Source organism: Aquibacillus kalidii (assembly GCF_014280935.1).
GTDB lineage: Bacteria > Bacillota > Bacilli > Bacillales > Amphibacillaceae > Aquibacillus_D > Aquibacillus_D kalidii.
In genome coordinates this window covers 84,321-102,148 of sequence record NZ_JACLZI010000016.1, presented here as the reverse complement: position 1 = coordinate 102,148, position 17,828 = coordinate 84,321, and the positions used below count along the sequence as shown (strand labels likewise).

Genomic DNA, 17,828 nt, shown 5'->3' with positions numbered 1-17,828 from the left:
CCCGGAAGAGCGTTCTTTGCGTCACGGGAAGGCTTGAGGCCGTGCCCACGGAAAGCGGAGTATTCTGCCGGAACGAGTTCAAGCACACATCCAAAAGGTTTTAATAAAGTTACTGCAGATTTTATCTCAATTGCGTCATACAAAATGACAATTGCCAACGAAAAAAGGAAGGATTCGATTGAATCCTTCCTTTTTTATTATTAATCTTGGCTTAATACTTCTCTAATTGCCGAACGATCGTATGTAAGTTTCGTACCATCTTGTCCGGTTAATACTACTGTATCTTCATCTAATGCATGAACAGTAGCATGCATACCGCCTATAGTAATAATTTTGTCACCCTTCTTCATTTCCGATTGCATTTGGCGCACAGCCTTTTGTTTCTTTTGCTGCGGACGAATTAATAGAAAGTAGAAGATTACAAACATTAATATTATTGGTAAAAGATTGACCAAAGTAGCCATCTAGTTCCCCCCTTTATTTAAAAGTTTTTCGCATTTGGTTTATTAAACCCATACTGCTCAAAGAATTCTTCTCTGAAATCGCCAAGACGATCTTCTTTAATCGCTTCGCGTACTTGCCCCATTAATTTTAACAGAAAATATAAGTTATGGTAAGTAGTAAGCCTGAAACCAAATGTTTCATTACATTTTACTAGGTGACGGATATATGCTCTTGAGTAATTTCGACATACATGACAGTCACAATTTTCATCAATTGGACCAAAATCACGGGCATACTTGGCATTACGAATTACTAGTCTACCATTCGATGTCATGCAAGTACCATTTCTTGCAATCCTAGTAGGAAGAACACAATCAAACATGTCAATACCACGAATTGCCCCATCAATTAATGAGTCAGGAGAGCCGACTCCCATAAGGTAACGGGCTTTATCAGTTGGTAACAGTGGGGTTGTGAAGTCCAGTACCCTGTTCATCACATCTTTCGGTTCTCCAACTGATAATCCACCAACTGCATAGCCTGCAAAATCCATAGAAGTAAGATCTCGTGCACTTTGGCGGCGTAAATCTTCGTATTCTCCACCTTGAACAATTCCAAATAAACCTTGAACATCCGGTCTTTGATGTGCTTCTAAACAACGCTCTGCCCATCTACTAGTCCGTTCCACGGAATCCTTCATATATTTATGTTCAGCAGGATAAGGTGGACACTCATCAAAAGCCATCATAATATCAGAGCCTAATGAATTTTGAATGTGCATAGCTTTTTCTGGAGAAAGGAATAACTTTTCTCCACTAATGTGGTTTCTAAAGTGTACGCCTTCTTCTTCGATTTGACGTAAATCGCTTAGACTGAAAACCTGAAAGCCTCCAGAATCGGTCAAAATAGAACCATCCCAGTTCATGAACTTGTGAAGTCCACCTGCTTCCTTAACGATATCTTCTCCCGGTCTTAACCAGAGGTGATAGGTATTGGAAAGAATTATCTTCGCTCCCATTTCCTCTAACTCTTCAGGACTCATAGTTTTTACTGTCGCAAGTGTGCCCACAGGCATAAAAATTGGTGTTTCAAAGGAACCATGTGGTGTATGTACTTTTCCTAATCTTGCACCTGTTTGTTTACATGTTTTAATTAATTCATAGGTGATCGCTGGCATATTCATACCCTTTCTTTTCAAAATCTATATTTAAATGATTAACATCGCATCGCCAAAGCTGAAAAAACGATAACGATTAGCGATTGCTTCTTGATAAGCGTCTAATACAAAGGATTTTCCTGCAAAGGCACTGACGAGCATGATTAAGGTTGATTTGGGAAGATGGAAGTTTGTAATTAATCCATCTATAGCCTTAAATTGATAAGGTGGATAGATAAAAATATCTGTCCAACCACTTGCTGCAACTAGCTTACCGTCATGATCCCTTGCAATTGTTTCTAGTGTTCTCGTGGATGTTGTGCCCACAGATATAATTCGACCTCCAGAAGCTTTGATTCTATTAAGTTGTTCTGCAGTTTCTTCTGTCATATGATAAAACTCTGCATGCATATCATGATCTTCTACAGAATCAACACTAACAGGGCGGAAGGTCCCTAACCCAACATGTAACGTAATAAAAGCTATCTCTACCCCATTATCCTTTAACTGTTGTAGTAATTCATTAGTAAAATGGAGCCCTGCTGTTGGAGCTGCTGCAGAACCTTCTTCACGAGCGTACACTGTTTGATAGCGTTCCTTATCAGGCAGCTGTTCCTTAATATAAGGTGGTAACGGCATTTCTCCAAGGTCATTTAACACTTCTAGAAAGATTCCATCATAATTAAACTGGAGCATTCTTCCACCATGGTCTTTCGTACCTGTACATGTAGCCATTAGTTTTCCGTTTCCGAAAGTGATAACCGTTCCTTCTTTAATCTTCTTAGCCGGTTTCACTAACACTTCCCATAAATCCTCTTCTTCTTGCTTAAGAAGTAACACTTCGACTTTCGCACCAGTATCCTTTTTACTACCATATAGCCTTGCAGGTAACACACGTGTATCATTTAAAACGAGGCAGTCCCCATCTCGCAAATAAGAAATGATTTCAGAAAAATGAGTATGCTCCATTTTCTGATTGTTTCGATCAAGCACCAACAGGCGAGAGGATGTGCGATCCTTCAATGGTGTTTGTGCAATTAATTCCTCAGGTAAATCAAAATCAAATTCGTTTATTTCCATAGCTATCTCCCAACTCTTTCTTTATCTAAACTTACCAATAATATAAAATATCAAGGACAAAATGATACTTACGACGATAGAAGTCATGATAGGAAAATAAAACGATACATTTCCCTTCTTAAAACTAATATCACCTGGAAGCTTACCAACTATACCCCATAGGAGTCCTATAATGATACATACAACCCCTATAACAATAAATAGTTTCCCGAAGTCAGTCAAGCCTCTGGCACCTCCCGGTTAAAATGTTGGTAGGCTTTACTAGTAACCATTCTTCCTCTTGGTGTTCGTGTGATAAAGCCCATCTGTAATAAAAATGGCTCATAAACATCCTCAATCGTTTGTGATTCTTCCCCAATCGTAGCAGCAATCGTATCTAGGCCAACAGGACCTCCACTAAAGCCATCCATAATACCTAATAATAGCTTATGATCAATATGGTCTAAACCAGCTGGATCTACCTGTAACATTTCAAGCGCTTGTTTTGTCGTTTCACCTGATATCTCTTTTTCGCCACGAACTTGCGAGATATCTCTTACTCTTTTCAATAAACGATTAGCAATCCTTGGGGTGCCTCGGGAACGTCTGGCAATCTCTGTTGCGGCGTCTTTTTGTATGGGAGCATCAAATATATCTGCAGTTCGTTCAACAATCGAACAAAGGTCCTTTGTCTCGTAAAATTCTAAACGGCTTAATACTCCAAAACGGTCACGTAATGGCGCGGTTAGCAATCCTGCTCTAGTAGTAGCACCTACTAAAGTAAATGGGGGTAAATCCAGCCTTACCGACCGTGCACTTGAACCAGATCCAATCACGATATCTAGGCAAAAGTCCTCCATTGCCGGGTACAATATTTCCTCCACAGCCCTTGGTAGGCGATGTATTTCATCAATGAATAACACATCACCAATTTCTAAAGAAGATAGTATTGCCGCAAGATCCCCCGCCCTTTCTATTGCCGGTCCGGATGTTGCCCGAAATTGAACTCCCATTTCGTTAGCTATAATAGCAGCCATCGTTGTTTTTCCTAACCCCGGTGGACCATATAACAACACATGATCTAAAGGTTCATTCCTTAACTTGGCAGCTTCTATAAAAATACTTAAATTGGCTTTCGCTTTATGTTGACCTATATATTGCTTTAAAGTCGTAGGGCGTAAACTAAGCTCAATGGATTGGTCGTCCTCTTGTATTTCACTTGATATCATTCGTTCGTCCACTAAACTCACCCTTTCTTATTTTTGCATCATTAACGCTAAGCCTTTACGAACATACGCATCTGGATTAGCATGCTTTTCTTCTTGTAATAGTGGTTTAATTGCTTTAATTTCTTTATCTGAATAACCTAAAGACCTCAATGCTTCCATTGCTTCTTCTAGCGCTTCTTGAAGTTCTTTAGACATTCCTTTACCTTCTGGTACATTTGATGCTGTAATACTATAATCAAACGGTAACTTGCCTTTAAGGTCCAAAATCATTTGTCTTGCTGTTTTCTTTCCTACACCTGGAAATCCAGTTAAAAACTTTTCATTCTCTTCCTCAATAGCAATAACAAAATCTTGCACACTAGTAGTTGCCAAAACAGATAGCGCACCTTTTGGTCCAATACCAGATACATTCAGTATTTTAGAAAATAAGATTTTCTCGTCTGTTTTCTTAAAGCCATAAAGCACTTGAATATCTTCACGTACATAGTGATAGGTAAATATCTTAACTTGTTCTCCTATTTTATCCTGAAAGGCAAACGGATTAGGACATAATATTTCGTATCCTACTCCATTTGCTTCTACTATTGTAGCTGTCTCCGTTACGGATTCAAGCATTCCTTTTATGTATGCAATCATTTTTTCATGTCTCCCCTTAATCGATCCTATTATACTATATTATCATACAAGCGTATGTTCGCATAACAGAAGATTAATTTAACCTAAATAAATAGAGTCTAACTATTTCAGTTAGACTCCTTGAATCAGCCGTTAACAGATTTTGATGGCGTCATTTCTCGGTATGCTTCCAGTACATACTGATAAATTTCTTTTGAATCAATTTTTATACCGCTTTGAAGCTGGTCTGCTTGATAGCTTTCAAGTTCACTCGTATCAATTTGATAAAACGATTGGATAACTTGCTGATCATCCGGCCTTCCTTCAAATATTGTCAATATATCATTGTACAATCCAAAGTAACCATTCTCTTTCATGAAAGGTGATATGTCCTTCACTTGCTTTTTAAATACAATTTGTCCCTGCTCCTGGTTAACTACTTGCCAACCATCGTAATAAGCCCAGAAATCTTGCATAGACCAAATCGTCTCTGTATGTGTTTCTTCCTCAATCTTACCGTCTATATAATGTTTTCGTAAAGTAACCTTTAACTGAAGTGGATCCTTTTGAACTGGCACTGCTTGTTCCTCGCTGCGGCTTTTATCAGCACTTTCTTTATCATCTGCTTGAACAAAGTTTGCTATTCCCAGTCCACCTATAAATATAGTTAATGAGATTAGACACAGTACAACATGTTGTTTCATATTTTCACCCCGTCCTAAGATAATTTCTTTTACATAAAAGAGAAAGATAAGAACTTCTATTTAAAGTTTGACCAATAATAGTAGTTCTATCCTAAAAAAACTGTAAAAAACAAAGAAAATAATCTATAAAAGGGGAAAAAAATTACCGACTAGAATTAGTCGGTATATACTACGAAATCATATTTACTTGGATCAATTACCTTTACACCAACTATTTCTGCTTGATTTAGTTTCATATCTTCGCCACTATAATATCTAATTCCATCATCTGTAGCTTCATTATGAAATGCTACAACAAAAGTTTCGTTATCTATCTTGTTAACACGATTAAATTTGAATTCGTGTTCACTCGTCTGGTTTGCCCTCTTATAAACTAGAAAATACTCATTACTATCTTCTGAAAAGTTATTTAAGAGTTTTAATGCATCTTTCCAATTTCCTTCTATACCTTTTTCTAATAGTTCTTCTTTAACACCCATTTTAAACACCTCTTTAAAATTGGTTAATGTTTATTTCTCCCCTATTGTAACAAGGAACTATTGATAATTGATTTAAGGAATGTGAACGGAATATGACAATATCTTTAACAAAGTGTGGCGGGCAACTATTTTATAAAAATCCTCTAGGCACGAGGAGCAGTCTACCGAAGAAGAAAAGGAAAAACGGAAGAAATTCTCAACGAAAGAGGCCATTTAAATTAGAGAAACAGAAGGATAGCAAGCTAAGAGGGTACCCGCAGCGGTAAAAAATTATAATGGTCGAATTTAGGTGCTTGAGGAAAGCTTCTTTAGGGAAAATATCCAATTATAATGAATCTATAGAATTTATGGTAGCAGTACCAATACTTCATGAACAGAACGTTAAAATAAAGTATTTATTCTATGCTATAATGTGGACGGGGTGACGTTATGATACAGTTTATTGGTGAGTCAGAACTGATTTTACCCACTGATAACTACACTTTCCTACTTACTAAAAAGCACTTAAAAAAAACGATGACTAAATTCAAAATTCTAAGTCACCAACTAACTGCTGATGAACGTATCATTAAAATCAAATTCGTTTTTGAGATTCAAGAAAAACGTCATTGCAGAGGTATGGATGATTATATGAGTTATGCTTACGCAGAACACCGTGAAAAACTACCCAGTTATGCTAGTTCTGCATATGTTAAAGTATTCGATATTTCTTCGATTGGTTATCGAGATAAAAAGCTGCGTCAGTAATATTATGACGCAGCTTTTAACCTATAAGCTATCCCAAAATTCATCCTCTGCATCAAGGTTATGATAGACTTCTTGGACATCCTCCAGGTCTTCTAACATATCGACCAATTGAATCGTTTGTTCTGCCTCATCAGAACCAAGCTTTGTATGCGTTTGAGGAATCATGGAAATTTCAGATGTTTCAAAAGTTATTCCCTTTTCCTCCAGTTGCTGTTTAACATCATCGAAACTTTCGGGATCAGTATAGATTTCATAAGTATTGTCATTTGTTTCCATTTCTTCTGCCCCAGCCTCGATTGCTTCAAGCATTATCGTGTCTTCATCTACTTTAACCTTCTCTTTTTCAACGACAAAATATCCTTTTCGGTTAAACATAAATGCTACACAACCATTTTCGCCAAGATTACCCCCTTTTTTATTAAAAGCATGGCGGACATCTGAAGCAGTTCTATTTTTATTATCTGTAAGCACTTCGACCATTACAGCTACGCCACCGGGTCCATATCCCTCATAAGTAAGCTCTTCATAGTTTGCTCCGTCCAAATCACCTGTTGCTTTTTTAATAGCTCTATCTATATTGTCATTGGGCATATTATTGGCCTTTGCTTTATCGACTGCTAATCGCAAAGCTGGATTCATTTCAGGATCCCCACCACCCTGTTTAGCAGCTACATAAATTTCCTTTGCTAATTTCATAAAAATCTTTCCTCGTTTAGCGTCTTGAGCATTTTTACGGCGTTGAATATTCTTCCATTTAGAATGTCCAGCCATTTTACCCTCTCCTCTTTAGTTGAATATTATATCTTTATCCACCTTACCATACTATGTAAATGACTTTAAATTTTTACGTTTGAACTGTCCTAGGTTGCAATTAGCAAAATATATTTAATAAATGAGATTTAAAAACCTTTGTCACATCTAAACGTGACAAAGGTCTTCTGCTCGCTCTAATCTATCCATCCTGCGTTCCTATTCCGCATTTGATTCCAATAAATTGCATCTGTAAATACCCTAACTTCTTTGTTTGGAACTAGTTGTTCTGTACGTTGTTCGATCTTTTCAATGATGTCCTCAATATTGACTTTGTACTCTTCTTGTTCAAGCATAACGGCAACTTGGACTTGATCATCAACAAATGTTACCTGTGTTAGCTTGACTTCACTTATATCATTTACAGCCTCTGCAATCCTCTTACTTTTTTCTGGATACCTCTCGTCGATAGTATGGTTACTTTGGTCAGGAGTAGGCAAATCACCTTGGTATCCCTCTAAGTAGTTTTCTCGACTTCGGTTATTACTAATATTTTCCGGATCCACATTTTCTTGGTTAACCTTTTGTTTCTGTGTCTGATAGGTAAGTGGGTATTCATTAACAGGATCCTGCTCACTAGTTTCTTGACCCTCTTTATTCGCACAACCAACAAACAGAAAGAAAGGGATAATTAGTATTGTTAGAAACGTTTTACGCATAAGAAAACCTCCCTTACTCTTATGATTAGTTAGGAAGGTATTTTTAATCTGTAACATTATGGAAGTACACTTAACTAACTTACCACTTTTTCTGCATTAATAGCCATGCAGTAATTAGCAAGAAGTTTTCTTACTAATTCAACCCATCATTCTTTCTAATTCATCTACAAATTGAATCCTCTTTGATACTTCATAAGAGAACTGTTTCAAATAACGATTTATTTCTTCATTTGATGATTGACGCTTTAAAAACAACCACCATTCACGAACTAAATCAGTTGGAACTGAAATACCTAATAACCACGTCTTCAGACTTTCCTCATTATCTGTATGTGCATACTTTAAGAGTTGATTGATGTCCCAATTGAGAAAAGGCAAAAATCGTTGTCCAAGTTGGATATAGTCATAAATTGGTGGTGCAAGCGTTAGTAAATCTAAATCAATTAAATAAATTTCCTGTTCATCTGTCCGAATGAAATTATGTGCTGCAACGTCACCATGAATCCAACTGTTGTTATCAACAGCATTCTTTTCTATTTGATACCAATCTAAGTTGGTGAATATTTCAAGTTGATTTTGGATTAAACTATTCAAATCACTATACAACTCGCTAAAGCCGTTTTTTTCAAAGATCGATTTTGTTTTGTCAAGCTTACTCAAACGGGTTATCCCTTTCATATATAATGGCGGTTTTAATAATAACGGATCGTCCACTTTAATCCCTTTTGCACAATCATGAAAATGCTGTAAGCTATTGAAAGCATCTTCACGATCAACTGAACTATCATAATTTAAAGCTTCACCTTTCATATAAGGTGTCCAAGTCCAATAATATCCAAATCCTTCTATCACCTTTTTATTATTTGGAAAACGACTATACTGAATTACTTTCCGATCCTGGTATTGTTCAAAAAACGCCCATTGCTGATCAATGATCTCTTTGGTTTTCTTCCCCTTTAAAATGTACTTCGAACCAGCATTAGTTTGAATGAGAAATACGGTTGTTTTTATTGGCTTGATCCAGTTTGTATTTACACCTGCTTCCGTCCATAAAAAGGAGGAGAGACGATTCTTCATAGAATCGTCTCCTTTTTTTCCCTTATTCATTCGTTTTTCCTTGATCATTTCGATAGCCATATTCTGGGCCATAACTTGGCATCGTATATCCAGGTTGTGCATATGGATATCCTTGCCCACCTGTAAAACCTGGTTGCTGAGGATAGCCGTAAGGATTATGTCCTACAGGTAATTGATTAATCTGTTGAGGATTAAACCCTTGTGGATAACCCGGCATTTGATTAGTTACTTGTGGGTATCCATATCCTTGTTGATTAACACCTGGAACTGGCATATATCCTTGACCATACATTGGGTAATTGACATTTTGCTCCTCTTGTTGCGGTACACCAGCTAAATAACTCGGCATCTGAGGCATTTCCATACTAGATGAAGAAGACTCCATTAAATCTTCGTATCCTTGCATTGATGGATAGGTTGTTGGATGGTAACTTTGGGCAGTGTAATTATTTGCATCTACACTTGTGTTTGGTTGCACTTGCGGTTGAGCATAAGGACTATAATAATTAGGTTGTGTCTGTACCGGATTCATTTGAGGATAACCATATGGAATGCCTGATGCTGACATACAATGTGGCATTGGTTGGTAATAGTTCATAACAGGTTGTTGTATTGGTTGGTACTGTACTGGTTGCTGTATAGGCTGTGTTGGGTAAGGATTTGTGTGATAGTCATTCAAATCAATATCTGTCTGGTTTACATCAATATCTGTTTGGTTTACATCAAAGTCAACATCCACATCATATTTAGTTTGTTCGATATGAGGTGCCTTCGGTAAATTTATGTTAGTCGGATACTTTTCCATATGCTGCTCCATCATTGGTACCTTAGGTAATTCTACAGGTTCCATTGGTATTTCTTTTTTCACTGGAGATGGCTTTTTCTTATCATCTTCTTTAATAACTGGCATTGCTTTTTCTGTAGTATCTTTGTAAGGATGTGTTGTCTTTGGTTCTTCTTTCTTCACTTGATTAGCTGGATACTTTTTCATTTCCTTATCAATAGGCTGTTCTTTCTTTACCTGTTTTGAAGTGGATGGTACCTTAATTTTCATACCCGGCATAATCATGTCTGGGTTAGACAATTGTGTATTCATTTTCTTTAACTCTTGAAAGTCCACCCCATATTTTTGAGCAATTTTCCATAATGTTTCACCTTTTTGGACTACATGAATTTTCACTACTGAAACTCCCTTCTTTATTAACTCCCATCTAATCTACATTGATAGGGTTCAAACACCTAACAAAAAGTAAACCCTAATGAACTTTTTGCAAATATTTGAACAGCACTAAAACAGATTAATTCACTATCAACATATGCGAATGACCCAAAAAGTTGAATGAAAAATTGAACGATATCCAATCTTTTTGTATTCTAGCTTGTCTGTAACTTCCCATTTAGAAGACCATATCTTGTTACAGACCCATAAAGCGAGGAAATGATAATGGGAAAATTTACAATTTAAAAAGTGCCAAATCTATAGGTAGATCTGACACTTTCCTTTTATATGGATCTATTTAACATTCTATCGAGGGCCAAATTGGCTTGAGAGGAGATTTGCTTATCAACTATAATTTGGTTTATCACATTTCCTTTGTCTAATTCTTCTAATGTCCATAACAAATGTGGTAAATCAATTCGATTCATGGTCAAGCACGGACACATATGTGGATTAAGTGAAACAATCTGTTTATCCGGGTGAGTATCTATTAAACGCTTCACTAAATTCATTTCTGTACCTATAGCCCACTTACTGCCTATAGGAGCTTGATCTATCATGTCAATAATGTATTTCGTTGATCCAGCATAGTCAGAAAAACTAACCACTTCCCTACTACATTCTGGATGAACTAGTACATTCATATCAGGATGTTCTTCCCTAACCTGTTCAATATTTTTTACTGTAAAGTTCTCATGTACGGAACAATGCCCTTTCCATAAAATCACTTTAATATCCTCTATCGCTCCTTCATACTCAAAACTATCAGTGTAAGGATTCCATACAGCCATTTGGTCCAATGGCACCCCAAGCTCGTAGGCAGTGTTTCTTCCTAAATGTTGATCTGGTAGGAAAAGAATACGCTGTTTTTGTGTAAACGCCCAAGAAACCATCTCTTTAGCATTGGATGATGTAACTGTCGCGCCCCCATTTTTACCTACAAAGGCCTTAATTGCAGCAGTAGAATTTACATATGTTAATGGAAGAACTGTATCACCGAATGTTTGCTCCAAAATTCCCCAAGCACGTTCGGTTTGCTCAATGTCTGCCATGTCTGCCATGGAGCACCCTGCACGCATGTCTGGCAGAATAACCTTCTGCGATTCATCTGTCAGGATATCTGCTGTCTCCGCCATAAAATGAACACCACAGAATACAACATACTCCGCATCTTTATTTTCAGCAGATATTTGTGCTAGTTGAAGAGAGTCACCTGTTGCATCAGCAAATTGGACTACTTCGTCCTTCTGGTAATGGTGTGCTGGTATAAATAAACGAGTTCCAAATCTTTCTTTAATATCCTTTACACGTTGTTCCATTCTTTCAACAGATAACGTCTTATAAATTTCTGGCATTTGATTATGTGAGGTTTTCTTCAATGTATCTAAAACATTCATTTTTTATTGCTCCCCCTTATGAAATACATCCAAACTTATGTCTAAAGCTTTGGCAGAATGCGTGATGAAGCCTAGCGAAATATAATCAACACCGCAGTCCCGGTATCCGTCTAAGTTAGTTAAATTTATATTCCCTGATGCTTCAGAGATTATAGTGTCTGGTATTAACTTAACTAGTTTCTCCACGTTGGCAGGACTCTGGTTATCCAACATAATTATATCTGCACCCGCTGCAACAGCTTCTTTTACTTGCGCTTCACTTTCCGTTTCCACTTCTATTTTCACCATATGACCAACACGACTTCTAACACAGTCAACAGCCTTTGTGATTGAGCCCGCGAATGCTATATGATTATCCTTTATCATCACTCCATCGTACAACCCAAAACGGTGATTATAGCCACCTCCGCACGTAACAGCATACTTTTCGAACATTCTTAACCCAGGAGTGGTTTTACGAGTATCACAAATTTTTGTCACGTTACTATTTAAAATGGTAACTGCATGATTGGTTAATGTTGCGATTCCACTCATACGTTGGAGCAAATTTAAAACTACCCTTTCCCCGGTGAGAATTGCCTGTACGGAACCATTTACCGTCGCAATTAGATCCCCATTACTGACTTGTTCTCCGTCTTTTTTGTACAAGTTAATTTCTATGAAGGGATCAAGAATCTGATAAACCTCTTCTATTATTTGAGTACCCGCTAAAACACCTTCATCTTTGACTTTAAAATGTCCCGTTCCCTGCTCTTTTATAGGAAAAATTGTTGAGCTAGTAATGTCTTGATCACCGATATCTTCTAGCAAAAAACGTTGTAGCTCACTTCTTAATTTAATAGAATTCATCCATTGCCCACCTCGATATATTTCATTTCTTCAAAACGTGTTACTTCTTTGTTATTACGGATAATTTGTTGATCACCCCATCGACTTGAATCCCTATATGGAAAGTCACTACGAAAGTGTCCACCACGGCTTTCCGTTCTTGAGAGTGCTGAGGTGACGATTAGCCAACAGCAAGTTAGTCGATTTATTATTCCTATCTCCTCATTAGTCAGGTATGGGATATCTAGACTATTAACATCCAGGAAATCGTACTTTTCCAACCATTGTTTGGCATGCATTAATCCTGATTGATTCCGCTCGATCCCAACATAATCAGTCATCAATTTTTTTAAATCACTGGCATTCGGGAGAACTAACTGCTTATTCTTAGCGGATGTAGATGGATCTTTGATCTTGAACCGTACTAGCTGAGCATTTGTCTGTGTTAACAAATGCTCAGCTAGTAAATTCGAAAATACAATCCCCTCCAACAAGGAATTACTAGCAAGTCGATTGGCTCCATGTACCCCATTACATGCAACCTCGCCTATAGCATAGAGCCCTGGCAATGTTGTTTCTCCCAATTGATTTGTTTTCACCCCACCCATATGGAAATGGGCACCTGGAGCAACCGGGATTTTTGCTTCTGCCAAATCTATGTTTGCAGATTCACATAACTGAGTAATAGTTGGAAACTTTTCTTCAAAATTAACAATCATACTAATATCTAAATAAACATTCTCCCCTTTGGAAATATGTTTTTGTATTTCTCTAGCTACTACATCCCTAGGTGCTAAATCCTCTAACACGTGAACACCCTTCATGATGTTGTGACCATTCCCTGTTTTAAGAATTGCCCCTTCACCTCGAACAGCTTCCGATACAAGACCATAACACTGATTATTGATATATAACATCGTAGGGTGAAATTGAATAAACTCCAGATCAGAAAGTGAAGCACCAGCACGATAAGCCAATGCCAGCCCGTCTCCAGCTACTGAGGAGTCATTGGATGTAACTTGATATAATGCTCCACAGCCTCCTGTTGCTAGGATGGTATGTTGAGCATAGTAGGTTGATCTTTCTCCTTCTTGATTACTAGTAATAACACCAATACACCGTCCATTGTTAACAAGCAGGTCAATTACTGTTTCCCCTTCTTTAATCGCTACCTTATCAACTAATTGTGCATGCATGAATTCCATTAGTACCTTACCCGTTGCATCGCCTCCAGCATGAAGGATCCTTCTTTCATGATGGGCACCTTCCCTACCTAACAAAAAATTACCCTGTGCATCATGATCAAATTCAAGACCTTGTTCGACTAGGTCCCTTATCAAATTAGGTCCCTTTTGTACTAACACCCTAACCGCTTGTTTATTATTGTATTGACAACCAGCTGTCATTGTATCTGCCATATGGCTCTTCCAGTTATCAGATTTTGAAACAGCAGCCGCTATTCCACCTTGAGCCTTGCACGAATTGTTCTGGTCCCTATTTCCTTTTGTTAAAAGAATCACATTTTTAAAGTTTACTAAACGATTGGCAAGTGTTAAAGCAGCCAATCCACTTCCGATAATGATTACATTCTCTTTATTCATTTTTTTCTCACACCTATCCAAAGTGTCTTTACACATATATTTACACATAAGTATATAGATGACAAGACTTTTTTGTAAATGGTATGATAGGGAAGAAAAATATAAGCTTGCTACCAGATGGAAGGGGAAGGAATAATGATCTATTTGGACCACGCTGCAACAACTCCAGTAAGTGAAAGTGCACTTAAAGTGTTTACAGAAGTTTCAACCAATTTTTATGGAAATACTAGTAGTTTACATGATGTTGGAAGCTCAGCTAAGGGCTTACTTGATCACTGCAGAGAAAGTTTAGCACATTTAATCGACGCTCCTACAAAGGGTGTCTACTTTACTAGTGGTGGCACGGAGTCAAACATACTTGCCATTCGAGCATTATTGAGAGCGAGACAACATAAAGGGAATCATCTAATTACAACAACCATGGAACATTCCTCTTTATACAATTATTTTCAGTATTTGGAGAATGAATGGGGTTTTGAAGTTACGTACTTAGAAGTAAATCAAGAGGGACAGATAAGTACACAAGCTGTGAGGGATGCGATCCAGGACAATACAATCCTTGCTTCCATCCATCATGCCAATTCAGAGGTAGGTGTCATTCAACCATTAAGCGAAATAGGTGAGATACTCCAGCGGCATGACATACTTTTTCATAGTGATTGTGTACAATCGTTTGGTAAATTACCAATCAATATTCAAGCTTTAAACCTGGATAGTTTGTCTATATCGAGTCACAAGATATACGGTCCTAAAGGTGTAGGCGCTGCTTACGTTAATCCTCTTCTTTCATGGAAAACCGATCCATTCAATCAAAGTCAGGAAAATGGATTTCGGCCAGGAACCATTAACACGCCTGGAATCGCAGCTTTTGTCACTGCAGCACAAGAGATCTGTGAGTCATATAGTGATACGCATGATTATCTTGTTCAATTACAAGCAGAGTTTGCCAAACAATTTAAAGAGTTGGGTATAAAGGGAAAAATAGTAGCAAGTCCACAGCAATTGCCCAATATTATTGGTATTGTGCTAGATAGTGTCCAAGGAGATTATGCGATGCTCGAGCTCAATCGCCTTGATATTGCTGTTTCTACTGGAAGTGCTTGTAGTGTTGGTCAACAAAAACCGTCAAAAACACTTTTGTCTCTTGGCTATACAGAAGAAGAAGCAAAACGGTTTATACGATTATCAATGGGAAAACATACTAGTAAACATGAATTAGACAAAGTACTTGATGCCCTTATAACTATTTTGTAAAAGAAAGAGGATGGAATGATATGGGTGATAAACGTAAGATTCAAGGCAATAACCGAAAGGAACAAATCCTCACTTGGTTAAAAGAAAGTAAGAAACCGATAACAGGAGCTGAGTTAGCAGATCGAACAAATGTAAGCCGTCAAGTGATCGTCCAAGACATTTCCCTTTTGAAAGCACGAAAAGAGCCTATTATAGCAACGTCTAATGGCTATTTGTATTTACAAGCAGAACAGGAGCAAAAGATGTTTGAGCGTGTAATTGCTTGCATCCATACACCGGAACAAACAGTGGAAGAGCTGTATATTATTGTGGATCATGGTGTTACAGTAAAAAACGTCTTCATTGAACATCCTGTATATGGTGATTTAACGGCTTCCGTGATGGTAAGTAATCGTAGGGAAGTTGATCAATTCATTAACAAAATTAATGAAACTAATTCTCCTTATTTGTTGCAACTTACTGGTGGGATTCACCTTCACACTCTTGAATCTGATTCAGAGGAAAAATTAGCATTGGCCTATCAATCTTTACAAGAAGCTAGCTTTATCATCGAATAAAGTCAATCATTTATATTAGCACATTCCCTCTCTCAACCATGTCAGAGAGAGGGAATGTGCTTTTCTAATTTATATCCTAGTTTCGTCTATTTTAACTTCCAACACTTTTTCTGTTTTCGTTTCATATTTAATCCTGACAATGACACCAAATTCATCTTCATTATTGTAGTTTTTCAACCATAATTTAAACTTCTCTTCCGTTTTGCTATCTTTTGTTTTCTTTCCCATATAGCTATAATCTTCTATTCTTGATGTCGGATACTTCTTCATTGTTTCTTTGATAGCGACAATTCCCCATTTAGCATAAGAAGGGATTTGTTTCTGTGCATGTACCGTTTCAATCCCAAATGAAAATGGTGGATTGGACATAAGCAGCAGTGCCGTAACAAATAAACCTGACAATACCTTTTTCAACATTCATCACCTCAGTTGTTTTCTATATAGTCTGTTAATGTTGAAATGGTTATGCAGAGCTTTTTGTTTTTTATTTACTTCTCACTTCGCGAATTTTCTTTTTTTGCTTCATAAGCTTCCTATTCTAACCGCCATCCTTTTTTATCAAAATCTACTAGGTCATCTCATTAAAAAAGCTTGAGGAATTACCTCAAGCTTCTAACACTTATCACTAAACTTTTAAAGAAAGTCCATTATATAGATAATAAGGATAACTCCCCAATATATTCACCGTACAGCCAAGTGATTCCATTTCTGCAATGGCATTTGGGATCAACACGTCGTCTATTTTTTGCTCTACATCTATTAGAAAATAGTAATTACCTAATCCTGTTTTCATCGGTCTCGATTCAATTTTAGAAAGGTTTAATTTTCTCCAAGCAAATGCGGATAAAACCTGATGAAGGGCACCTGCATGGTCTGAAGGTAAAGTAATCATCAACGTTGTCTTATATCCTTTCAACTCTATTTTTTTAGAGTAGAATTCGCCAGCATCCTTGTGAAGTACAACAAAACGAGTATGGTTGTTTGTAAAATCATGAATGTCCTTTTGAACAATTGATAGTCCATACTCCTCTGCAGCCAAGTGATTAGCAATTGCACCAATTTTCCTATCAGGATGTTCGCTAACAAATTTAGCTGCTGCCCCAGTAGATGTCATGGTCTCTGCAGACACTTGCTTTAAATCACTATGAAGGAAATGATAACATTGGGCAATAGCATGAGGATGGGAATATACGGTATCGATACTCTCCCAATCACTTTCATTATCAGGATGTACCATTAAATGTTGCCGGATTGGTACGACAACCTCACTGACAATTTGCAGTTCCTTCATTTGTATTAAGTAATCCAACGTTAAATTAACAGTTCCTTCTATTGCATTCTCTAATGGTAGGACACCATAATCAATTTCACCGTTTCCAACCGCTTCCATGCATTCTGGTATTGTCGTATAGCCATCTTTTTCTTCTCCATTAAACATGGCATCTACCGCAATCTTTGTAAATGTACCTTTAGGGCCTAAATAGCCTATTCTATTAGCCAAAGCTTTTCCCCTCCCCCTCTAACTATGCACCTGAACTTAATATCTCAACGTTATCAACAAAGTCTAATTGCTGCAAATCATGAAGTAGTGTTTCGATATCTGTAGACATCCCGGATGTATTGAGTGAAATGGTTACATTAGCCTTACCCTGCAACGGGATCGTTTGATGAATGGTAAGAATATTCCCACCGGCACTAGCTACAGTAGCTAACAGGTTCGATAACGTTCCGGTTCGGTCTTCGAGGTGGAAGAAAAGTGTAATCATTCTTTCCTTAACCATTGCTTGAAACGGAAAGACAGCATCCCGATACTTATAAAAGGCACTTCGCGATAATCCAACTTGTTTCACTGCATCAAACACGGAGTCAACTTTTTTCCTTTCAATAAGCTCTTTCGCATCAATTGTTTTTTTCATTGCTTCTGGTAAAAAATCACTTCTTACTAGATAAAACTTTCCCTCTTTTTCCTCAGCCATCTCGCATTCCCCTTTTA

21 protein-coding genes are annotated in these 17,828 nt (G+C 37.4%); 3 read left to right on the top strand and 18 right to left on the bottom strand.

Features of this window, described 5'->3' with window-relative positions; genetic code table 11:
• Positions 1 to 200 precede the first annotated feature (200 nt).
• The 8 genes from yajC to H7K77_RS03300 all read right to left on the bottom strand — a co-directional run bounded on the left by yajC (position 201) and on the right by H7K77_RS03300 (position 5,686).
• Positions 201 to 464 carry a preprotein translocase subunit YajC gene (gene yajC, locus H7K77_RS03335; RefSeq protein WP_186576297.1) on the bottom strand — a complete coding sequence of 88 codons (264 nt, stop codon included), beginning with the start codon at positions 462 to 464 and terminating at the stop codon, positions 201 to 203.
• A 17-nt stretch (positions 465 to 481) separates the two neighbouring features.
• Positions 482 to 1,621 (bottom strand): tRNA guanosine(34) transglycosylase Tgt, encoded by a 1,140-nt coding sequence (gene tgt / locus H7K77_RS03330; protein ID WP_186576296.1) that lies wholly within the window; start codon positions 1,619 to 1,621, stop codon positions 482 to 484.
• Between the two features lie 30 nt (positions 1,622 to 1,651).
• Positions 1,652 to 2,680: a tRNA preQ1(34) S-adenosylmethionine ribosyltransferase-isomerase QueA gene (queA, locus tag H7K77_RS03325; RefSeq protein ID WP_186576295.1), complete on the bottom strand. Its 1,029-nt coding sequence runs from the start codon at positions 2,678 to 2,680 to the stop codon at positions 1,652 to 1,654.
• A gap of 21 nt (positions 2,681 to 2,701) precedes the next feature.
• The gene (locus H7K77_RS03320; RefSeq protein ID WP_186576294.1) at positions 2,702 to 2,902 is read right to left on the bottom strand and encodes a DUF2905 domain-containing protein; all 201 of its coding nucleotides are present in this window, start codon (positions 2,900 to 2,902) and stop codon (positions 2,702 to 2,704) included.
• Positions 2,899 to 3,900 carry a Holliday junction branch migration DNA helicase RuvB gene (gene ruvB / locus H7K77_RS03315; RefSeq protein WP_186576293.1) on the bottom strand — a complete coding sequence of 334 codons (1,002 nt, stop codon included), beginning with the start codon at positions 3,898 to 3,900 and terminating at the stop codon, positions 2,899 to 2,901. The genes H7K77_RS03320 and ruvB overlap by 4 nt, the downstream gene beginning before the upstream one ends.
• A 15-nt stretch (positions 3,901 to 3,915) precedes the next feature.
• Positions 3,916 to 4,524 (bottom strand): Holliday junction branch migration protein RuvA, encoded by a 609-nt coding sequence (gene ruvA, locus H7K77_RS03310; protein ID WP_186576292.1) that lies wholly within the window; start codon positions 4,522 to 4,524, stop codon positions 3,916 to 3,918.
• 125 nt (positions 4,525 to 4,649) lie between these two features.
• The gene (locus H7K77_RS03305) at positions 4,650 to 5,207 is read right to left on the bottom strand and encodes an intercompartmental signaling factor BofC (protein WP_186576291.1); all 558 of its coding nucleotides are present in this window, start codon (positions 5,205 to 5,207) and stop codon (positions 4,650 to 4,652) included.
• 155 nt (positions 5,208 to 5,362) lie between these two features.
• Positions 5,363 to 5,686: a hypothetical protein gene (locus H7K77_RS03300; RefSeq protein ID WP_186576290.1), complete on the bottom strand. Its 324-nt coding sequence runs from the start codon at positions 5,684 to 5,686 to the stop codon at positions 5,363 to 5,365.
• 429 nt (positions 5,687 to 6,115) lie between these two features.
• Between H7K77_RS03300 and H7K77_RS03295 the strand changes: the two genes are divergently transcribed.
• Complete coding sequence (locus H7K77_RS03295) at positions 6,116 to 6,433, top strand: hypothetical protein (protein ID WP_186576289.1); 318 nt, start codon at positions 6,116 to 6,118, stop codon at positions 6,431 to 6,433.
• A 21-nt stretch (positions 6,434 to 6,454) separates the two neighbouring features.
• Here the strand turns inward: H7K77_RS03295 and H7K77_RS03290 are convergent, their stop codons facing one another.
• The 7 genes from H7K77_RS03290 to nadB form a co-directional block, all read right to left on the bottom strand.
• Positions 6,455 to 7,204 (bottom strand): YebC/PmpR family DNA-binding transcriptional regulator, encoded by a 750-nt coding sequence (locus tag H7K77_RS03290; protein WP_186576288.1) that lies wholly within the window; start codon positions 7,202 to 7,204, stop codon positions 6,455 to 6,457.
• Positions 7,205 to 7,380: 176 nt separating this feature from the next.
• Positions 7,381 to 7,902 carry a YhcN/YlaJ family sporulation lipoprotein gene (locus tag H7K77_RS03285; RefSeq protein WP_186576287.1) on the bottom strand — a complete coding sequence of 174 codons (522 nt, stop codon included), beginning with the start codon at positions 7,900 to 7,902 and terminating at the stop codon, positions 7,381 to 7,383.
• 138 nt (positions 7,903 to 8,040) lie between these two features.
• Positions 8,041 to 8,979 (bottom strand): phosphotransferase, encoded by a 939-nt coding sequence (locus tag H7K77_RS03280; protein WP_186576286.1) that lies wholly within the window; start codon positions 8,977 to 8,979, stop codon positions 8,041 to 8,043.
• Positions 8,980 to 9,001: 22 nt separating this feature from the next.
• Complete coding sequence (gene safA, locus H7K77_RS21875; RefSeq protein WP_328701016.1) at positions 9,002 to 10,159, bottom strand: SafA/ExsA family spore coat assembly protein; 1,158 nt, start codon at positions 10,157 to 10,159, stop codon at positions 9,002 to 9,004.
• Between the two features lie 323 nt (positions 10,160 to 10,482).
• Complete coding sequence (gene nadA, locus H7K77_RS03270; RefSeq protein WP_186576285.1) at positions 10,483 to 11,595, bottom strand: quinolinate synthase NadA; 1,113 nt, start codon at positions 11,593 to 11,595, stop codon at positions 10,483 to 10,485.
• A gap of 3 nt (positions 11,596 to 11,598) precedes the next feature.
• A complete protein-coding gene (gene nadC / locus H7K77_RS03265; protein WP_186576284.1) occupies positions 11,599 to 12,444 on the bottom strand; it encodes a carboxylating nicotinate-nucleotide diphosphorylase in 846 nt (281 codons plus the stop codon).
• Positions 12,441 to 14,024, bottom strand: a complete 1,584-nt coding sequence (gene nadB, locus H7K77_RS03260) for an L-aspartate oxidase (protein WP_186576283.1) — start codon at positions 14,022 to 14,024, stop codon at positions 12,441 to 12,443. The genes nadC and nadB overlap by 4 nt, the downstream gene beginning before the upstream one ends.
• 135 nt (positions 14,025 to 14,159) lie before the next feature.
• Here nadB and H7K77_RS03255 point away from each other — a divergent pair, with 135 nt between their 5' ends.
• Positions 14,160 to 15,278, top strand: a complete 1,119-nt coding sequence (locus H7K77_RS03255) for an IscS subfamily cysteine desulfurase (RefSeq protein ID WP_186576282.1) — start codon at positions 14,160 to 14,162, stop codon at positions 15,276 to 15,278.
• A gap of 20 nt (positions 15,279 to 15,298) precedes the next feature.
• Positions 15,299 to 15,835: a transcription repressor NadR gene (locus H7K77_RS03250; RefSeq protein ID WP_186576281.1), complete on the top strand. Its 537-nt coding sequence runs from the start codon at positions 15,299 to 15,301 to the stop codon at positions 15,833 to 15,835.
• A 69-nt stretch (positions 15,836 to 15,904) separates the two neighbouring features.
• Here H7K77_RS03250 and H7K77_RS03245 read toward each other — a convergent pair whose 3' ends face one another.
• From H7K77_RS03245 to H7K77_RS03235, 3 genes are all read right to left on the bottom strand, one after another.
• Positions 15,905 to 16,249 (bottom strand): DUF3889 domain-containing protein, encoded by a 345-nt coding sequence (locus tag H7K77_RS03245; protein ID WP_186576280.1) that lies wholly within the window; start codon positions 16,247 to 16,249, stop codon positions 15,905 to 15,907.
• Positions 16,250 to 16,460: 211 nt separating this feature from the next.
• Positions 16,461 to 17,336: a prephenate dehydratase gene (pheA, locus tag H7K77_RS03240; RefSeq protein ID WP_186576279.1), complete on the bottom strand. Its 876-nt coding sequence runs from the start codon at positions 17,334 to 17,336 to the stop codon at positions 16,461 to 16,463.
• A 22-nt stretch (positions 17,337 to 17,358) separates the two neighbouring features.
• Entirely contained in the window at positions 17,359 to 17,811 is a 453-nt protein-coding gene (locus H7K77_RS03235; protein ID WP_186576278.1) for an ACT domain-containing protein, read from the bottom strand.
• Positions 17,812 to 17,828: the final 17 nt, after the last annotated feature.